This is a genomic window from Mesorhizobium erdmanii USDA 3471 (genome assembly GCF_000472705.1).
In the GTDB taxonomy this organism is placed as follows: Bacteria; Pseudomonadota; Alphaproteobacteria; order Rhizobiales; family Rhizobiaceae; genus Mesorhizobium; species Mesorhizobium erdmanii.
This window is the reverse complement of the sequence record NZ_AXAE01000032.1, coordinates 15144-33250: the sequence shown is the minus strand read 5'-3', so window position 1 is coordinate 33250 and position 18107 is coordinate 15144. Positions and strand designations below refer to the sequence as shown.

22 protein-coding genes are annotated in these 18107 nt (G+C 63.5%); 11 read left to right on the top strand and 11 right to left on the bottom strand.

What is annotated here, in order from left to right:
* Nucleotides 1-44: 44 nt before the first annotated feature.
* Both ccmD and A3AU_RS0124025 read left to right on the top strand, forming a co-directional pair.
* Nucleotides 45-215, top strand: a complete 171-nt coding sequence (gene ccmD / locus A3AU_RS0124030; RefSeq protein WP_027055159.1) for a heme exporter protein CcmD — start codon at nt 45-47, stop codon at nt 213-215.
* The gene (locus A3AU_RS0124025) at nt 212-790 is read left to right on the top strand and encodes a DsbE family thiol:disulfide interchange protein (protein WP_027055158.1); all 579 of its coding nucleotides are present in this window, start codon (nt 212-214) and stop codon (nt 788-790) included. The genes ccmD and A3AU_RS0124025 overlap by 4 nt, the downstream gene beginning before the upstream one ends.
* A 166-nt stretch (nt 791-956) precedes the next feature.
* On the opposite strand, the gene A3AU_RS1000000139950 is transcribed toward A3AU_RS0124025, so the two are convergent.
* Nucleotides 957-1121 (bottom strand): hypothetical protein, encoded by a 165-nt coding sequence (locus A3AU_RS1000000139950; protein WP_081294228.1) that lies wholly within the window; start codon nt 1119-1121, stop codon nt 957-959.
* A gap of 293 nt (nt 1122-1414) precedes the next feature.
* Between A3AU_RS1000000139950 and A3AU_RS0124015 the strand changes: the two genes are divergently transcribed.
* On the top strand, nt 1415-2335 hold the full coding sequence (locus tag A3AU_RS0124015; RefSeq protein ID WP_027055156.1) for an SMP-30/gluconolactonase/LRE family protein: 921 nt from the start codon (nt 1415-1417) through the stop codon (nt 2333-2335).
* A 167-nt stretch (nt 2336-2502) separates the two neighbouring features.
* Complete coding sequence (locus A3AU_RS0124010; protein ID WP_027055155.1) at nt 2503-2709, top strand: tautomerase family protein; 207 nt, start codon at nt 2503-2505, stop codon at nt 2707-2709.
* Nucleotides 2710-2914: 205 nt separating this feature from the next.
* Here the strand turns inward: A3AU_RS0124010 and A3AU_RS0124005 are convergent, their stop codons facing one another.
* The 10 genes from A3AU_RS0124005 to A3AU_RS0123960 all read right to left on the bottom strand — a co-directional run bounded on the left by A3AU_RS0124005 (nt 2915) and on the right by A3AU_RS0123960 (nt 11567).
* The gene (locus A3AU_RS0124005) at nt 2915-3460 is read right to left on the bottom strand and encodes an NADPH-dependent FMN reductase (RefSeq protein WP_027055154.1); all 546 of its coding nucleotides are present in this window, start codon (nt 3458-3460) and stop codon (nt 2915-2917) included.
* Nucleotides 3461-3577: 117 nt separating this feature from the next.
* Nucleotides 3578-4198 carry a pyridoxamine 5'-phosphate oxidase family protein gene (locus A3AU_RS0124000; protein WP_027055153.1) on the bottom strand — a complete coding sequence of 207 codons (621 nt, stop codon included), beginning with the start codon at nt 4196-4198 and terminating at the stop codon, nt 3578-3580.
* A gap of 77 nt (nt 4199-4275) precedes the next feature.
* Nucleotides 4276-4950 carry a septation protein A gene (locus A3AU_RS0123995; RefSeq protein WP_027055152.1) on the bottom strand — a complete coding sequence of 225 codons (675 nt, stop codon included), beginning with the start codon at nt 4948-4950 and terminating at the stop codon, nt 4276-4278.
* Between the two features lie 45 nt (nt 4951-4995).
* Nucleotides 4996-6798, bottom strand: a complete 1803-nt coding sequence (gene ftsY, locus A3AU_RS0123990) for a signal recognition particle-docking protein FtsY (RefSeq protein WP_027055151.1) — start codon at nt 6796-6798, stop codon at nt 4996-4998.
* A gap of 12 nt (nt 6799-6810) precedes the next feature.
* Complete coding sequence (gene mtaB / locus A3AU_RS0123985; RefSeq protein ID WP_027055150.1) at nt 6811-8151, bottom strand: tRNA (N(6)-L-threonylcarbamoyladenosine(37)-C(2))-methylthiotransferase MtaB; 1341 nt, start codon at nt 8149-8151, stop codon at nt 6811-6813.
* Nucleotides 8151-9035 carry a diaminopimelate epimerase gene (dapF, locus tag A3AU_RS0123980; protein WP_027055149.1) on the bottom strand — a complete coding sequence of 295 codons (885 nt, stop codon included), beginning with the start codon at nt 9033-9035 and terminating at the stop codon, nt 8151-8153. Before dapF ends, mtaB begins: the two co-directional genes overlap by 1 nt.
* A gap of 73 nt (nt 9036-9108) precedes the next feature.
* Entirely contained in the window at nt 9109-9546 is a 438-nt protein-coding gene (locus A3AU_RS0123975) for a VOC family protein (protein WP_027055148.1), read from the bottom strand.
* A gap of 117 nt (nt 9547-9663) precedes the next feature.
* A complete protein-coding gene (locus A3AU_RS1000000138250) occupies nt 9664-9825 on the bottom strand; it encodes a DUF1328 family protein (protein ID WP_010912345.1) in 162 nt (53 codons plus the stop codon).
* Nucleotides 9826-9920: 95 nt separating this feature from the next.
* The gene (locus tag A3AU_RS0123965) at nt 9921-10487 is read right to left on the bottom strand and encodes a hypothetical protein (RefSeq protein WP_027055147.1); all 567 of its coding nucleotides are present in this window, start codon (nt 10485-10487) and stop codon (nt 9921-9923) included.
* A 75-nt stretch (nt 10488-10562) separates the two neighbouring features.
* On the bottom strand, nt 10563-11567 hold the full coding sequence (locus A3AU_RS0123960; RefSeq protein WP_027055146.1) for an MBL fold metallo-hydrolase: 1005 nt from the start codon (nt 11565-11567) through the stop codon (nt 10563-10565).
* 282 nt (nt 11568-11849) lie between these two features.
* On the opposite strand from A3AU_RS0123960, the gene A3AU_RS0123950 reads away from it, so the two are divergent.
* The 7 genes from A3AU_RS0123950 (at nt 11850) to sucD (ending at nt 18035) form a co-directional block, all read left to right on the top strand.
* Nucleotides 11850-12389, top strand: coding sequence for a protease inhibitor Inh/omp19 family protein (locus A3AU_RS0123950; RefSeq protein WP_027055145.1), 540 nt, complete (start codon nt 11850-11852; stop codon nt 12387-12389).
* Nucleotides 12390-12498: 109 nt separating this feature from the next.
* Nucleotides 12499-13698 carry a cell division protein ZapE gene (gene zapE / locus A3AU_RS0123945; protein ID WP_027055144.1) on the top strand — a complete coding sequence of 400 codons (1200 nt, stop codon included), beginning with the start codon at nt 12499-12501 and terminating at the stop codon, nt 13696-13698.
* 353 nt (nt 13699-14051) lie between these two features.
* Entirely contained in the window at nt 14052-15020 is a 969-nt protein-coding gene (gene mdh, locus A3AU_RS0123940) for a malate dehydrogenase (protein WP_027055143.1), read from the top strand.
* Between the two features lie 30 nt (nt 15021-15050).
* Nucleotides 15051-16244, top strand: coding sequence for an ADP-forming succinate--CoA ligase subunit beta (sucC, locus tag A3AU_RS0123935; protein ID WP_027055142.1), 1194 nt, complete (start codon nt 15051-15053; stop codon nt 16242-16244).
* Nucleotides 16245-16248: 4 nt separating this feature from the next.
* Nucleotides 16249-16620: a cupin domain-containing protein gene (locus A3AU_RS0123930; RefSeq protein WP_027055141.1), complete on the top strand. Its 372-nt coding sequence runs from the start codon at nt 16249-16251 to the stop codon at nt 16618-16620.
* Nucleotides 16621-16623: 3 nt separating this feature from the next.
* Nucleotides 16624-17121, top strand: a complete 498-nt coding sequence (locus A3AU_RS0123925) for a DUF1579 family protein (RefSeq protein WP_027055140.1) — start codon at nt 16624-16626, stop codon at nt 17119-17121.
* Between the two features lie 11 nt (nt 17122-17132).
* Entirely contained in the window at nt 17133-18035 is a 903-nt protein-coding gene (gene sucD / locus A3AU_RS0123920) for a succinate--CoA ligase subunit alpha (RefSeq protein ID WP_027055139.1), read from the top strand.
* The last annotated feature ends 72 nt before the right edge of the window (nt 18036-18107 follow it).

Below are 18107 nucleotides of genomic sequence, written 5' to 3'. Positions count from 1 at the left end.
AATCACGGCGAAGCAACAGCGGAAGGCGATGTGGGGTGCCTCGCATGAGTGCTCATGCGCTCTATGTCACCGCTGCTTACGGCATCACCGCGATCGTGCTGGCCGGGCTGATCGGCTGGATCCTGGTCGACCAGCGGGCGCGCAAGCGCGAGCTTGCCGAGCTTGAAGCCGCCGGGGTGCGGCGGCGTTCCGACAAGACGGGTGCGAAGCCGTGAGCAGCGAAACCGAAACGCCACCACCCAGCCGCCGCCTGTTCGTGCTGCTGCCGCTGCTGATCTTTCTCGGCCTTGCCGGCCTGTTCCTGTCGCAATTGCTGTCCGGCCGCGATGTCTCGGAAGTGCCGTCGGCGCTGATCGGCCTGCCGGCGCCGCAGACCAATCTGCCGGCGCTGGAGGGGTCGAACCTGCCCGGGCTCGCTTCGAAAGCCTTTGCCGGCAAGGTCACGCTGGTCAATGTGTTTGCGTCGTGGTGCGCGCCATGCCGCGAAGAGCACCCGGTGCTTCTGGCGCTGTCGCAGGACAAACGGTTCGTGATGGCGGCGCTGAACTACAAGGATCGTCCGGAAAATGCCCGCCGATTCCTCGGCGACCTCGGCAATCCTTTCCAGGCGATCGGCGTCGACGAAGCCGGCAGCACGGCGATCGACTGGGGCGTCTATGGCGTGCCGGAAACCTTCGTCATCGGCAAGGACGGCAAGATCGCCTACAAGCATGTCGGCCCGCTGACGGCGGAGTCGGCGCGGGATTTGCTGTTGCCGCAGATCGAGAAGGCGTTGGCGGCGCCGGGTTAGGCGCACCCCTTCTTCGTCATTCTAGGGCGAAGCAAGGAGCGAAGCGACGCCGCGCAGACCCTAGAATCCATGCCGCGACAGTCGTGACAGGCAAGGCGGTTCAGGATTAGGGACTCTTCGCCGCGATCCTCGGGTCGAGCCCGAGGATGACGAAACGCGGTAGGGCTCAGCCGTAGATCTGCTTGTGGATCTGGTAGAGCATTTCCGAGCGGTCGGCGCGCATGTCGGCCAGATCACGGCTGGTGAAGCTGTCGATTTCGGCGACGAGGCGGTTGTAGTGCTTGCGCTTGGCGATGCTGTTGCGAGCGCGGGTCATGAGGTCGGAGATCATAGCGAGTTCCCTTTTGCACCGCATTTTCGCGGCTGGTTGTTCCTCCCTTGATCAGTTCGAAGCATGACATAGTAATGGTGCGTTGCAAAAAGAAGATGTTGCAATGCACCATTGCACTGGACGCATAGCCGGTTAATGGCGTCCTAAAGAGCTTCGCGCCCGGGAGAGCACCGCTGGACCAGGGCGAGCGGCGCTTCCTCTCTGTTTTGTCATACAAATTGCGAAGGCCCCGTCTTGCCAGATCGATCGCGGGCTGGCTTGATCCAGCGTCACGTGATGCCGGGAGGAAATGCATGGCGGCCGCAGACTATTACGAGATTCTCGATCCGCGCTTCGCGCGCCTGTTCAACGGCAACGCGCAGGTGGACAAGCTGTTCACCGGATGCCGCTGGGCGGAAGGACCGGCCTGGTTCGCAGCCGGCCGTTACGTCGTCTGGTCCGACATTCCGAACAACCGCATGCTGCGCTACGACGAGACCGACGGCAGCGTCAGCGTCTTCCGCCAACCCTCGGGCAATTCCAACGGCAACACCGTCGACCGGCAGGGCCGGCTGGTGACTTGCGAGCATTCTGGCCGCCGCGTCAGCCGCACCGAGCATGACGGCTCGGTCACCACCATCGCCGCCAAATGGAAAGGCAAGCGCCTGAACTCGCCCAACGACGTGGTGGTGAAGTCCGATGGCTCAATCTGGTTCACCGACCCGACCTACGGCATCGACACCGACTATGAGGGCGACAAGGCCGAGAGCGAGATCGGCGCCTGTCATGTCTACCGGGTCGATCCCGATAGCGGCGAGATCGAGGCTGTCATCACCGACATGGTGAGGCCCAACGGGCTTGCCTTCTCGGTCGACGAGAGCCTGCTCTATGTCGTCGACACCGGCCGTACCCATGGCGCCGAGAACCCGGCGCATATGCGGGTGTTCCATGTCGGCAAGCACGGCAAGAAGGTGTCGGGCGAAAAAGTGTTCGCCGACTGCACGTCAGGCTTGTTCGACGGCTTCCGGCTCGACGCCGACGGGCGCATCTGGACCAGCGCCGCCGACGGCATCCATTGCTACGATCCTGACGGGACGCTGATCGGCAAGGTCAAGGTGCCTGAGGTTACCGCCAATTGCGTGTTCGGAGGGGCCAAGCTGAACTGTCTCTACATCGCCGGCACCACCTCGCTCTACTCGGTGCGGCTGATGGTCAACGGGGCCAAGACTTTTTGAGTGAGACCGTTTGGAAATTCTACTCTGGCGGCCATCTGATGGCGTTTTCTGCGCTTCCGGTGCTCACGGACCCGAATGTCCGCTGCGCTCCGGTTCTCGAAACCACCACCATATGACTCGCCAGAGCGAATTTCGAAACGGTCTCTTGCCGGGAAGGGGAGGACGTCATGCCATTCGTCAACATCCGCATCGTCAAGGAAGTGATCGCCGCCGATCCGGTCGGCAAGAAGGCTGACATCGCCAAGAAGGTCACGGCGGCGATCATGGACGCCACCGGCCTCGGCAATGACGATGTCTGGGTGGTCTTCGAGGAGGTCAATGCCCGCGACTGGTATGTCGGCAAGACCGATGTCGAGACGTTGCGTAAGGGGTAGGTCGCCGGCACGTTTGGGGTTCGGGCGCTCCCTTTTTTAGTCATCCTCGGGCTTGACCCGAGGATCCATGCCGCGGTCTCTGACGTCAAGCGCAGCGGCGCAGAATCTGTAACCGTTGCAACGCTTTAGCGTCACGGCATGGATCCCTTGGGCTGCGGAGCAGCTCCAGGGGTCTGCGCCGCGTCGCTTCGCTCCTTGCTCCGCCCTAGGATGACGAAGTTGCGTTTGCGCGTATAAAACTCACAAAGCCCTGCAGTGCTTCCCGCATCGCCTGCTGGTTCGCTTCCTCCCCCAGAATCATCTCCACCTCCGGCGGCTTCTTCCCCAGCAGCGCAATCTCCAGTTCGCCCTCGCAAAGCGCGAACGACATGGTGCGCATGATCTCGGCCAGGGCGGCACGGGCGAACAGCGAGCGCGGCGAGGCGTGTGCCAGCATGGCCGGCTTGGCGATGGCTGCGTCGCGCGAGACCAGCCAGTCGAGCGCGTTCTTCAGCCCGCCTGGCACGCCATGGGCATATTCGGGGCAGGAGACGACGATGCCGTCGGACCGCGTCACCGCGTCGATCAGCGCGGCGGCCTCATGCGGCGTCAACTCGCCCTCGTCGTCGGGGTTGAAGATCGGCAATTGGCCGAGGCCGTCATAGACGGTGACGCGGCAGCCTGACGGCGCGTTGCGGGCCAGCGCCGCGACCAGGGCCGAATTGGTGGAGGCTGCCCGCAGGCTGCCGGAGATGGCAAGGATGTTCAGCAAGGTAGGAGCCAGTCAGGACGAATCGCCGTCTATTTATTTTGACGCAATTCCGAGGCAAAGCGCTACGCGCTTTTTACGGGAAAACCATTTCACACTTTTCTCGGAATTGCTCCGAGCCTACCACATGGTCTGCTTGTATTCCCCGTCCAGCCAGCGGTCGGTGGCCTCGGCCGAATCGCCTAGCGCCAGCTGGTCGCGCAGGATCTGGCCGAGCGTCGGCAGCGTCGCGCGGTCGTACCAGGTGTCCGGCTTCCACAAATCGGAGCGCATGAAGGCCTTGGCGCAATGCATGTAGGCGGCCTTGACGGCGACGACGATGACGCTTTGCGGCTCCTTGCCGTCGACGGCCAGGCGCTCGCGCAAGGTGGCGTCGACGGTGATGCGGGCATCGCCATTGACGCGCAGCGTCTCGTTCATGCCGGGGATGAGGAAGAGCAGGCCGACCGAGGGATTGCGCAGGATGTTTTCCAGCGTGTCCAGCCGGTTGTTGCCGGGCCGGTCGGGAATGGCGATGGTCCGGTCGTCAAGAATGGCGGCGAAGCCGGGCTTGTCGCCCTTGGGCGTCACGTCGGCATTGCCTTCGCCGTCAGAGGAGCCGATCAGCACGAAAGGGCTCTTGCCGATGAAGGAGCGGCAATGGCCATCGAGCGCCGTCAACTCCTTGCGGATCGAGCCATCGGTCGGGCGCGGCGTCTTGTAGATCGTCCGCAATTCCTCGCGCGTGGTGACGAATTCCATGGCTCTCCCCTTTGGTTTTGACGCAATTCCTGTGGGAAAACCGCTACACACTTTTCCTGGAATTGCTTTTGCAGACCCTACTTGCCGGCCTTCTCTTCCCCGCCTGCCTTGTCGTCCAGCGAATGGCGCAGGATCAGCGGCATCTGGCTGAAAGTGAACAAAAGCGTGATCGGCATGATGCCCCAGACCTTGAAGGTAACCCAGGCATCGGTAGAAAAATTGCGCCACACCACTTCGTTGACGACGGCCAGGAAGATAAAGAACAGGCCCCAGCGGAAGGTGAGTTTCCGCCAGCCTTCGACATCCAGCTTGAAGGCGGAATCGAAGACATAGCCGAGCAGCGACCTACCGAAGAACAGGCCGCCGAGCAGCACGCCGCCAAATAGCGTGTTGACGATGGTCGGCTTCATCTTGATGAAGATGTCGTCCTGCAGATAGAGCGTCAGCGCGCCGAAGATGAAGACGACGACGCCCGACACCATCGGCATGATCGGCAGCGTGCGCGTCAGCAGCCACGAGGCGATCAGCGCGATGGCCGTGGCGGCCATGAACAGCCCGGTGGCAACGAAGATCGGACCGCCGAATTCGCCCAGGACAGGGAATTTCTGCACCAGCCACTCGCCGCGCGCATTGGCAAAGAAGAAGACCAACAGCGGCCCGAGCTCCAGCACCAGCTTGAGCACGGGGTTGACGCCTTCCTTCTTCTCTTTCTGCGGGTCGGACGGATCGCGTTCGAGAATGGGTGGGTTCATGATCTTCCTTCTTACGCACGATCCCGGTCAAAGGGGATCACGCCGTTACGCCACTCCAGCGATCGCCCTGGCGAATTCGCTTGCCGAGAAAGGCTCGAGGTCGTCGACCTGTTCGCCGACGCCGATGAAATAGACCGGCAGTTTGTGCTTTGCCGCGATCGCCACCAGAATACCGCCGCGCGCCGTGCCGTCCAGCTTGGTCATCACAAGGCCGTTGACCCCGGCGATGTTGCGGAAGATCTCGACCTGGTTGAGCGCGTTCTGGCCGGTGGTGGCGTCGACCGTCTGCAGCACAGTGTGCGGCGCTTCCGGATCGAGCTTGCCCAGCACGCGGACGATCTTTTCCAGTTCGGCCATCAATTCGGTCTTGTTTTGCAGGCGGCCGGCGGTGTCGATGATCAGCACGTCGGAGCCGGCTTCCCTGGCCTTTTCGAAGGCATCATAGGCGAGGCCGGCGGCATCGGCGCCGAGCTTGGAGGCGATGACAGGCGATTTCGTCCGTTCGCCCCAGATCTTCAATTGTTCGATCGCGGCAGCGCGGAAGGTGTCGCCGGCGGCGAGCATCACCGATAAGCCGCCATCGGTCAGTTTTGCCGCCAGCTTGCCGATGGTGGTGGTCTTGCCGGTGCCGTTGACGCCGACCACCAGGATGACATGCGGCTTGTGCGAGAGATCGAGCTCGAGCGGTCTTGCGACCGGGGTCAGCACTTTTTCCACCTCCGCCGCCATGACGGCCCGGACTTCCGAATCCGAGACATCCTTGCCGTAGCGGCTGGAAGCGAGCGAATCAGTGACGCGCAATGCCGTTTCGACGCCGAGATCGGCGCGGATCAGCACGTCCTCCAGGTCTTGCAGCGTGTCCTCGTCCAGCTTGCGCTTGGTGAAGACGCCGGCGATGTTGCCGGTGAGCTCGCGCGACGAACGGGCAAGCCCGTCGCGCATGCGCTGGAACCAGGAGCGCCGCAGCGCCGGCTCCGGCGCTTTCGCCGGCTCGGCCTTCTGCTCGACTTTCTTGCTAACGGTCACCTTGCCCGGAACGGGTTTCGGCTCCGCCGAGGGTTGGGGCGGCGGTTGCGGGACAGCCTGCGGCTCGGGCGCGATCTCGGCAATGACGGGCTGCGGCTCGACCGGCGCCGGCTGGCGGATGGGTGGCGCGATTTCGGCAGCCGGGGCTTCCGGCTCGGGCGCGGGCGCCGGAACTTCTTCCTCCGCCCCGTCCCTATAAGGGGAGAAGGTGGCGGCAGCCGGATGAGGGGCGGCGCCGGCCTCCAAAGTTGGTTGCACGGAAGGCGACGGCGGCAGCGGTACTTCGGCCGGCGCAGGCTGCTCAACCGGAATCTCGACAGGCGGAGCCGGCACTTCGATCGGCGCCGGTTCCGGCTGCCTTTCGGGACGCGGCGCGATCTCTGGCTCTTCCGGCGTGGGAGCAGGGACTTCTTGCGGCAGCGGTTCGGGCTGGGGCTCCGGAGCGGCCGGAGGAAGCGGAATCTCCTCGGGCGCCGGCGGTTCCGGGATCGCTGGAGCGGGTGCCGGTTCTTCTTCCGGCACGGGGACCGGCAGCGGTTCCGGCTCCGGCGGAATGGTCGGCGCGGGCTCTGGCACCGGCTCCTCGACAGGTGCCGGTTCGGGTGAAAGGGCGACCTCCTGCTCGGCGGGCGCCAGCGCGACCTTCGCCGCGGGCTGTGGCTCCTCGCGTTTCAAGAACTCCGGAACAACCTGCTCGGCCGCCGGCTTCAGCGCATCGAGCTGGTCCCATTTGATCGGCGGGAGGGGCGCGGTCTCGTCGATCCGCTCCTCGACAACCTCTTTCTTGCCGAACGAAAATATCTTCTTGAAAAAACCAGCCATGCTTTGCGTTTCTCAGGCGGCGCGGGCGGCAAGGGGGGCTGCGATCAGCCTGGCGCCATCGTGGCCGGTAATTGTCGCTTCGACGATTTCGCCCGGCGCGCTGACGCCAAGTGCGGCAAGCGTGAAGCCTTCGGTGCGGCCAAGGCCGTCACGCTCGATCAGGATCGACTGGCGGGTGCCGGCAAGCGAGGACAGATGGCTGACATACGCGGCTTCGCCGGCGGCGCGCAGCCGGGCGGCGCGTTGCTTGACCACTTCGCGGCGCAGCTGCGGCATGCGCGCGGCGGGCGTGCCTTCGCGCGGGCTGAACGGGAACACATGAAGATGGGTCAGGCCGCACTCCTCGACTATTCTTATCGAGTTCTCGAACATGGCGTCGGTCTCGGTCGGGAAGCCGGCGATGATGTCGGCGCCGAAGACGATCGCAGGACGCAATTTGCGTACATCCTCGCAGAAGCGGATCGACTGGTCGCGTAGATGACGGCGTTTCATGCGCTTCAGGATCATGTCGTCGCCCGACTGCAGCGACAGATGCAGATGCGGCATCAGCCTGGGTTCGGTGGCGATGGCGTCGAGCAGATCGTCATCGGCCTCGATCGAATCGATGGAAGACAGCCGCAGCCGCTTTACGTCAGGCACCTGCCTGAGAATGGTTTTCACCAGTTTGCCAAGCTTCGGCGCGCCCGGCAGGTCGGCGCCAAAGGACGTCATGTCGACGCCGGTCAGCACGATCTCTGCGTAGCCGTTGCCGGCCAGCCGCTTGACCTGCTCGACCACGGCGCCCATCGGCACCGAACGCGAATTGCCGCGGCCGTAAGGGATGATGCAGAAAGTGCAGCGATGGTCGCAGCCATTCTGCACCTGGACGAAGGCGCGGGCGCGACCCTCGATGGCGTCGACCATGTGGCCGGCGGTCTCGCGCACGGAAAAGATGTCGTTGACGCGGGCCTTCTCGGTGTTGTTGACGCCGAAATCCGGCAGAGCGCGATAGGCGTTTGCCTTCAGCTTCTCCTCATTGCCCAGCACGAGGTCGACTTCGTCCATGGAGGCGAACTTTTCGGGCTCGGTCTGGGCGGCGCAGCCGGTGACGATGATGCGCGCCACAGGGTTGTCGCGGCGCGCCTTGCGGATCGCCTGCCTCGCCTGGCGCACGGCTTCGCCGGTGACGGCGCAGGTGTTGAAGATGACGGCGCCGCCTTGCAGCGCTCCGAGCCCGGCGCTTTCGGCTTCGCGCCGCATCACTTCGGATTCATAGGTATTCAGCCGGCAGCCGAAGGTCACCACGTCAATGCGGCTGGAGGCCTCGGAACGAGAGCCGTCGAAGTCCGGGCTCTTGGACAGAGCAACCGACATCAGGCCGCGCTTTCGGTGTCACGGGCCCATGTTCCGGTCGAGGGATCAAAACTGCCGGAAAATTCCCATTCGGCGGCGCCGGTCAGGATGACGTGGTCGTCGTCGCGCCATTCGACATGCAGCGTGCCGCCGCCGGGCGTCAGAAGGCTGACGCTGCGCCCGGTGCGCCTGGTGCGTGCCGCCGCCACTACCGATGCGCAGGCTGCCGAGCCGCAGGCCTTGGTCAGGCCGGCGCCACGCTCCCAGGTGCGGATGATCATGCTCTCGGTGGACGTCACCTGGGCAATGGTGATGTTGGCGCGCTCGGGGAAGATCGGGTGGTTTTCGAGCAGCGGGCCGAAACGTTCGAGTTCATACGACCAGACGTCGCGGTCGACCCAAAAGATGGCGTGCGGGTTGCCCATCGAGACGGCGGAAGGCGAATGCAGCACCGGCGCATCGATGGGGCCGATTTGCAATTCGATCATGCGGGTGTCGCGGAACTCCTCGGCCAGCGGAATCTCTTGCCAGCCGAAATGCGGAATGCCCATGTCGACCGAGATCGTGCCGTCGGCATGTTCGCGGGCGTTGAGGATGCCGGCACGGGTCTCGAAAGTAAAAGTCTTCTGGCCGGTCTCGGCGGCGAGCGCCTGGACGACGCAGCGCATGCCGTTGCCGCAGGCCTGGGCGCCGGTGCCGTCGGAATTAAGAATGTCGACATAGTAGGCGGTACCCGGCGTCTTCGCATCATGTATCGCCATGATCTGGTCGAAGCGGGTCGCGGCATCGGCATTCAACGCAAGGGCCGCCGCCGCCGTCACCTTGTCGGCACGGCCGCGCATATCGGCTACGATGATCTCGTTGCCGATGCCGTTCATCTTGGCGAAAGGGGCAGTGCTTGCCATGGCTCCGCGACATTCCATGTCCGTTTGGCGCTATATGGCGGAAACGGGCGGGAATTACCAGTCCGGCGTCGGTTCAGCCGAGTTCCTGGGCAAGTCCGATGAGAAGGCCTTCAGGGCCACGGATGTAGCAGAGCCGATACACGTCTTTGTACTGGACGACTTCGCCCACGAGTTCGGCGCCGCGCGTGCGCAGCCTTTCCAGCGTATCGTCGACATTGTCCACGGTGAACATCGCGCGAAGGTAGCCCAAGGCGTTGACCGGCGCGTTCCGGTGATCGGCGACGACAGCCGGCCTGAGGAAGCGAGAGAGTTCGAGCCGGCTGTGGCCGTCCGGAGTGCGCATCATGGCGACCTCGACATGCTGATCGCCCAGTCCAGTGACACGCCCCGCCCATTCGCCTTCGATCTTGGCGCGCCCTTCGAGCTCAAGGCCGAGCTCGAGGAAGAAATCGATCGTCGATTCGAGGTCCTCGACAACGATTCCCACGTTGTCCATGCGCTTGAGCACCATGATCGCAATCTCCAAGATGGTGGCCATCCGGCCGTTGTCGTCCACATCGGAAGCTTGAACCATGGACGGCCTCAAACCGCCACTATTGCCAAACGGTCGGACGTAAAGGCACCGGGCTTACGTCACCGCGAAAATGCCAAGCACCACCAGCAGGAAGATGACCAGCACAATGCCGATAAGGATGCGCGCGCCGGTGGCGGCGGCTCCGGCCAATGCCGGCATGCCTAGAAGGCTCGCCGCGGCGGCGACGATCAGAAGAATGATGATCCATTTGATCATGGGAATGCCTCGCAAGCCGATAGATCTTGAAACCGCATCAAAACGTTTCTGTCGCGCCTGGGTTCCCACTGGCCGCGACGCGTGCCAGCGGCGAATTATCCGGCGATCTCGATGTCCGTGCTAAATGGCGCCGTCTTGCTGGAATTCTGGTCGTGCATGAGGAAGTCGCACCGGTATTTGCCTGCCGGCAAGCCATCGAGGGACAGATCCAGCTTGAAGAACAGCTCGCGATTGTGCGAGCGGGACGCGACCTGAACGCTGCCGATCTTCTCGAATGTGCCGAGTTTCTCGCCCGCCTCGGAAAGCACGGTGAGGTCGACGAAAAGCCCGATCTGGCTGTTGCCGAGGCCGTCCGAGCCATAGCCATAGCCGACCGGTTCCATATAGAGCACCACCTTCTCGCCGGCCTTGTAAATGTGATTGGCCCGCTCGCTGTAGATGCCGAAGCCGCTGGCCGAATCGACCTGCCTGACATTCATCACGGCAAGCGGCATTGCCTTCCAAAGCGCCTCCTCGGCATCGCGGAATTTCTCCAGCGCCGCGGCACCGTCACCAGCCTGCAGCGCCTTTTCGGCGTCGGCGGCGCGATCGGCGATGTCGCCGGCATGGGCGACCGAGGTCGAGATTGCCGCGGCAAGCAGCGCAGCCAGGATCGATTTCATAAGCGCCTCTCCGTTCCGTGATACCCCATGGTGGGCGAAAACCGCCCTAGGGTAAACGTCAAACCTTGCCGGAACTCAAGGCACGTCCCACACCTCTCCCGGCTGCAAGGCGCGAAAGCACTCTTGCGGCAGGCCTTCCGCCTCAAGCGCCCCGGCCAGCTTGCGCACCGGCTCGTCCATCGGTTCGTCAGTGAGCTGAAAAGTGCCCCAGTGGCAGCCGGCGGCGAAGGCGGCTCTGCACAGCTTCATGCCTTGCACCGCTTCTTCCGGATTCTGGTGCTGCGGGGCCATGAACCAGCGTGGCTCATAGGCGCCGATCGGCAGGATGGCGAAGCGGAAGTCGCCATGCTTCTCGGCCATCAGCCGGTAGTTGATGCCGTCGTGGAAGCCGGTATCGCCGGCGAAATAGATCTTTCCGCCCGGTGTCTCGATAACAAAGCCGGCCCACAGTGCCATGCGCCGATCGCGGCCGCCGCGCGCCGACCAGTGATGCGCCGGCTCGACATGGATAGCAGAGTGGGCGCCGACCTCGACCCTGTCGCCCCAATCATGCGCCGCCAGACGCATGCCTGGCACGGCGGCGGCGATGATGGTGTCGTTGCCAAGCGGCGTCACCACCAGCGGATCGTGTTTTTCCTTCAGCCGCTTCAGCGTGGCGAGGTCGAGATGGTCATAGTGATTGTGGCTGACGAGAACGAGGTCGATCTGCGGCAGGTCGTCGAAGGCGATGCCCGGCGCGTTGGCGCGCTTTGGCCCGACGAAGGAAAACGGCGAGGTGCGTTGCGACCAGACCGGATCGGTGAGGATATTCAGCCCGGCGGTCTGGACCAGCAGCGTCGAGTGACCAACCATGGTTATGGTGAGGTCGGCGCCGTCGACCCGAGCGGCAGGCCTTGCCTGCGCAAAAGGGCTCGGATTGGCGGCCGGCCATTTCGAGCGCTGGCCGTTAAACTGCCATTTCAGCAGAGCGGTGAAGCGGCCGGGCAGCTGGCCGCCGGGATTGAAGAACAAGGCGCCGTCGAAATGGTCGCTGGGCGGGCCGCTGTAATAGCGGTTGGCGGCTCTTTTGCTCGCGGGCAAGGTCTGTGCTCCAGCGGATTTCGGCTCCTAGACATAGGCCTTGCGCCGGTTGGCGCAAGCATCCGCGGGGCGAATGCGGAAGCGGGCGCCGCAGCGGTCGACATCCACGGACTTGAGCGACGGGGAGATCAGGCACACCGAGATTGCGATAAATTTGCAACAAATCTTGCCGCAAACTCAATTTTAACCATATCGGGTTGAAATTTCGCCACCTTCTCCATCTTGGTGGAAGTGATATTGCGCGGACGGCTTCCCCCCCAGCCGGATCCGACGGAGGTTGGAATGAATTTTTCGAAAAGCGGCCTGGTGGCCGTATCGCTGGCTGCGCTCGTTGCGAGCGGCTGCACGACCTCACGCTTCTCGTCGATGGACGACCAGCAGCCGGCACCGCTGCCGGCGGCTCCTGCCGGCCAGGTGAGTTCCAACCAGTTGCCGCCGCCAGCTTCGCCCGGCGCCACCGACCCGTCGCAATTCCCGACCGCGCCGGCAAACACGCAGGTCGCGTCCCTGCCGCCGGACGGCTCGGCGCCCGCCGGCGCCTCGGATCTCAGCGCGGCAAGCGTCGCCGGCGTCTGGAATGCCAGCGTTTCCGGCCAGAGCTGCAAGATCGCGACGCCGCAGACCAAGTTCGGCGCCGGCTTCCGCGCCGGACCGCTGCACTGCCCGGCGCCGATCGACGGCATCAAGTCGTGGAACGTCGCCGGCAAGCAGCTGACGCTTTATGATGAGAATGGCGGCTCGCTGGCCCGGCTCTATTCCTCGGGCGGCTCGAAATTCGACGGCCAGACTTCCAACGGTCAGCCGATCTCGCTTACAAGGTAGGCTAGGTATGCAGATATTCAGGTGATGCCGGCCTGCGCGCAGCCCAACCTGAATCTTGGCACACCCAGTCCCTCTGGAGCATTCCTGCTCTGAACAAACGACGTGACCGATGCATTTGCGTGACGGCCTCCAGACCCATGCGACCGTCAGGCAGCGCTACGACCATCTGGTGGACACCGGCGCGATCGAGCGCGACGAGGCGCAGGAGCGCGTCGCCGCGGCACTCGACCGGCTGACAGCGGAAATCTCGGCAAAACGACTGGCGCACAAATCCAGTGCGCTGGGCTGGCTATTTGCCCGCAAGCGCGAGACGCGCGACGTCGTCAGGGGCCTCTACATCCATGGCGGTGTCGGCCGCGGCAAGACCATGCTGATGGACATGTTCTTCGAGCTGCTGCCGGTCCGGCGCAAGCGCCGCGTCCATTTCAACGACTTCATGGCCGATGTGCAGGACCGCATCCAGAAACATCGGCAGGCGCGCAAGAATGGCGACGTCAAGGAAGACGACCCCATCCCGCCGGTGGCCAAGGCGCTGGCCGAGCAGGCCTGGGTTCTATGCTTCGATGAATTCTCGGTCACCGACATCGCGGATGCGATGATCCTGTCCAGGCTGTTTGCGGCGCTGTTCGCCAATGGCGTCGTGCTGATCGCCACCTCGAACGTGGCGCCGGAAAATCTCTACCGCGATGGGCTGAACCGCCAGCTGTTCCTGCCGTTCATCGGCATATTGGAACGCCACGCGCAGGTGCTGTCGCTCGACAGCGACAAGGATTACCGGCTGGAAAAGCTCGCCCGCACGCCGGTCTACGTCACGCCGGCCGACGCGGCCGCCGACCGTGCGCTGGACGAGGCATGGCGCACGATGACGCGTGGTGAGCCGGCGATGGCAACGTCGCTGACCATCAAGGGGCGGCAGGTGGTTGTGCCGCGCGCGGCGGATGGCGCGGCGCGGTTCACCTTTGCCGAACTGTGCGAAAAGCCGCTCGGCGCGCGCGACTACCTGGCGATCGCCGCGCGCTTTTCAACCATCTTCATCGATCACGTGCCGGTGCTGGGCGAAGGCAAGCGCAACGAGGCCAAGCGCTTCATCCTGTTGATAGACACGCTCTACGACCACCACACGCGGCTGGTGGTGAGCGCCGAGGCCCCGCCGCATAAGCTCTATGTTGCCAAACGCGGCGTCGAGGTGTTCGAGTTCGAACGTACGTCCTCCCGGCTGATCGAGATGCAAAGCCGCGACTGGCTCGAGGAATGGGCGGAGCGGCGGAACGCGAAGGCGGCGGCTGAAGCGCAGCAGGCTCAGGCCTAAAGACGAAGGTAGCGATCCTTCGCGCTGTCCCGCGGACGTCCTCAAGTGGAACACGTCCTTGGCGAAGCCCATCACAACGGCGTCATCGGCCCTTCAAGCCCTCCAATTGTCACCCTAGTTGTATAATATCTAGAAAGTCGGCTCACAGACTTTGACGTTTACGTAAATCCCAAACCATCTAACCGATTGAAAATGCTGGGGTCGAAATAATCGTTTGAATTTATTCCGCACCGGAGCTATTGGGTGCGGCGAAATCTCGCGGGTTTCCGCAGCATACCGGCCTCTTCCTCGGCACCGTCATCAGATCGTCAAAGATTTGGGCGCAGTCACAGACAAAGGGAAAACATCCTCACATGGCACGCAACAAGATAGCGCTTATCGGCTCGGGCATGATCGGCGGCACGCTCGCCCACATGATCGGCCTCAAGGATCTCGGCGACGTGGTGCTGTTCGATATTGCCGAGGGCATTCCGCAAGGCAAGGGGCTCGATATCGCGCAGTCGTCGCCGGTCGATGGTTTCGATTCCCGGCTGACCGGCGTCAACGACTATGCCGGCATCGAGGGCGCCGATGTCTGCATCGTCACCGCCGGCGTACCGCGCAAGCCGGGCATGAGCCGCGACGACCTGCTCGGCATCAATTTGAAGGTCATGGAACAGGTCGGCGCCGGCCTGAAGAAGTATGCACCGAAGGCCTTCGTCATCTGCATCACCAACCCGCTCGACGCCATGGTGTGGGCGCTGCAGAAGTTTTCGGGCCTGCCCAAGACCCATGTCGTCGGCATGGCCGGCGTGCTCGACAGCGCGCGCTTCCGCTACTTCCTGGCCGAGGAGTTCAAGGTTTCGGTCGAGGACGTCACCGCCTTCGTGCTCGGCGGCCACGGCGATTCCATGGTGCCGATGATCCGCTATTCGACGGTATCGGGCATTCCGCTGCCCGACCTCGTCAAGATGGGCTGGACCTCGAAGGAGAAGCTCGACCAGATCGTCCAGCGCACCCGTGACGGCGGCGCCGAGATCGTCGGCCTGCTGAAGACCGGCTCGGCCTATTACGCGCCGGCGGCCTCGGCGATCCAGATGGCCGAATCCTACCTCAAGGACAAGAAGCGCGTGCTGCCCTGCGCGGCGCACCTCTCCGGCCAGTATGGCGTCAAGGGAACCTATGTCGGAGTTCCCGTTGTGATCGGCGCCGGCGGCGTCGAGCGCATCATCGAGATCGACCTCAACAAGAGCGAACAGAAGATGTTCGACAGCTCGGTGGCGACCGTGCAGGGCCTGACCGAGGCCTGCGTCAAGATCGCGCCGCAGCTCGCTTCGAAGTAAACCCAGTCGCTGACCTGGAGACAGTCCCCAATGAACATCCATGAATATCAGGGCAAGGCGCTGCTGAAGAGCTTTGGCGCGCCGGTGGCCGAAGGCGTGCCGGTGTTCAAGGCAAGCGAGGCGGAAGCCGCGGCAAAAGCACTGCCCGGTCCGCTCTATGTGGTGAAGAGCCAGATCCATGCCGGCGGCCGCGGCAAGGGCAAGTTCAAGGAATTGTCGCCCGACGCCAAGGGCGGCGTGCGGCTGGCGAAGTCGGTCGCCGAAGTCGTTGCCAACGCCAACGAGATGCTTGGCCACACGCTGGTGACCAAGCAGACCGGTCCGGCCGGCAAGCAGGTCAACCGCCTCTACATCGAGGACGGCGCCGACATCGAGCGCGAGCTTTATCTGTCGATCCTGGTCGACCGTTCAGTCGGCCGCATCGCCTTCGTCGTCTCGACCGAAGGCGGCATGGACATCGAAGCGGTGGCGCATGATACGCCGGAAAAGATCATCACCGTCGCCATCGATCCGGAAAAGGGTGTCACGGCGGATGACGTCAAGGCACTGAACGGCGCGTTGAAGCTCGACGGCATTGCTGCCAAGGACGGCAGCGCGCTGTTCCCTATCCTCTACAAGGCCTTTGTTGAGAAGGACATGAGCCTGCTTGAGGTCAACCCGCTGATCGTCATGAAGAATGGCCGCCTGCGCGTGCTCGACGCGAAAGTGTCGTTCGACAACAACGCGCTGTTCCGCCACCCCGACGTGCTCGAACTGCGCGACACGACCGAAGAGGACGAGAAGGAAATCGAGGCGTCGAAATACGACCTCGCCTATGTCGCGCTCGACGGCAATATCGGCTGCATGGTCAATGGAGCCGGCCTTGCCATGGCGACGATGGACATCATCAAGCTCTATGGCGCCGAGCCCGCCAACTTCCTCGATGTCGGCGGCGGCGCGTCCAAGGAGAAGGTCACTGCGGCGTTCAAGATCATCACCAAGGACCCCGCGGTGAAAGGCATACTGATCAACATATTTGGCGGCATCATGAAGTGCGACATCATCGCCGAGGGCGTCATCGCCGCGGTCAAGGAAGTCGGGCTGAAGGTGCCGCTGGTCGTTCGCCTGGAAGGCACCAATGCGGAGCTCGGCAAGAAGATCATCAACGACAGCGGCCTCAACGTCGTGTCGGCCGACGATCTCGACGATGCGGCCAAGAAGATCGTGGCAGCGGTGAAGGGCTGAGCGGATGCCTCCGCGCAAGATAAACCTCGTAGAGGCAGCGGATCAAAAGATCGCCAAGGTCTTCGATCCGCACATCGCCGGCGACGTCAATGACAGCCAGGCCAAGGTCGCCAAGTTCGGCGAGGCTTTCGATTGGCACGCGCATGACAATGAGGACGAAGCTTTCCTCGTGCTGCGCGGCAGGATCGCCATCGATTTCCGCGACGGTCCGGTCGAGCTCGGCGAGGGCGACTTCATCGTCGTGCCGCGCGGTGTCGAGCACCGGCCGCGTTCGCTGACGCCAGAGCCCGTGGTGCTGATGTTCGAGCCGGCGACGACGCTCAACACCGGCAACGCCAAGAGCGACCTCACCGTCACCGACCTGAAGCGGCTCTGACCGATGAACGCGGCGTCCTTCTCTTCGCTCTCGGACGGTCACCAGCGCCTGCAGGCGCTGGTCGGCGCGTGGCGCGGCGAGGAAGAGGTCTCGGACACGCAATGGGCCGATGGCGGCCCAGCGACGTCTGAAGTGCTGGCAGAGGCTGAGTTCGGCGGCCAGTTCGTGGTGCAGCGCTATCGCCAGCGCCGCGACGGCACGATCTCGTTCGGATCGCACTCAGTGTTCGGCTTCGACCAGCAGAACAGCCTCGTCACCATGCATCAGTTCGATTCGATGGGCTTTGTGCCGGCCTCGCCGGCGACAGGCACGTGGAACGGCGACGAACTGGTTCTGGAACGCTCGTCGCCGCGCGGCGCCGCACGCGTGACCTATGTTTTCGACGATGCAGATACCTACCGCATGCGATTGCATTTCAAACCTGCCGGTAAAGATAGCTGGCAAGACATGGTGAGCGGGCTCTACCGGCGCGTTTTGCCTTCCACACTCAACGGTTTTTAAAAAGGGCTCCGATGTCCATTCTCGTCGACAAGAACACCAAGGTGCTGGTGCAGGGCCTGACCGGCAAGACCGGCACGTTCCATACCGAGCAGGCGCTGGCCTATCACGGCACCAAGATGGTGGGCGGCATCCATCCCAAGAAGGGCGGCGAGACCTGGACCGGGTCGAAGGGCGAGAGCCTGCCGATCTTCGCGACCGTCGCCGAGGGCAAGGAAAAGACCGGCGCCAACGCGTCGGTGGTCTATGTGCCGCCGGCGGGTGCAGCCGAAGCGATCCTGGAAGCGATCGAGGCCGAGATCCCGCTGATCATCTGCATCACCGAAGGCATACCGGTGATGGACATGATCAAGGTCAAGGCGCGGCTCGACCGCTCGACCTCGCGGCTGATCGGCCCGAACTGCCCGGGCGTGCTCACCCCCAACGAATGCAAGATCGGCATCATGCCCGGAAACATCTTCCGCAAGGGCTCGGTCGGCGTTGTTTCGCGCTCGGGAACGCTTACCTATGAGGCAGTGTTCCAGACCACCAATGTCGGCCTTGGCCAGACCACCGCCGTCGGCATTGGCGGCGATCCCGTCAAGGGCACCGAGTTCATCGACTTGCTCGAGATGTTCCTCGCCGACGACGAGACCAAGTCGATCATCATGATCGGCGAGATCGGCGGTTCGGCCGAGGAAGACGCCGCGCAGTTCCTCAAGGACGAAGCCAAGCGTGGCCGCAAGAAGCCGATGGCCGGTTTCATCGCCGGGCGCACGGCGCCGGCCGGCCGTACCATGGGCCATGCCGGCGCGGTCATCTCCGGCGGCAAGGGCGGCGCCGAGGACAAGATCGCGGCAATGGAATCGGCCGGTATCAAGGTTTCGCCGTCGCCGGCCCGGCTTGGCACGACGCTGGTTGAAGCCATCAAGGGCTGAATCTGGCGCCGGTTATGGAATGAGGGCCAGCGACGGTTCGTTGGCTTTTGAGGGGACAAGAAGGGCGGGTGA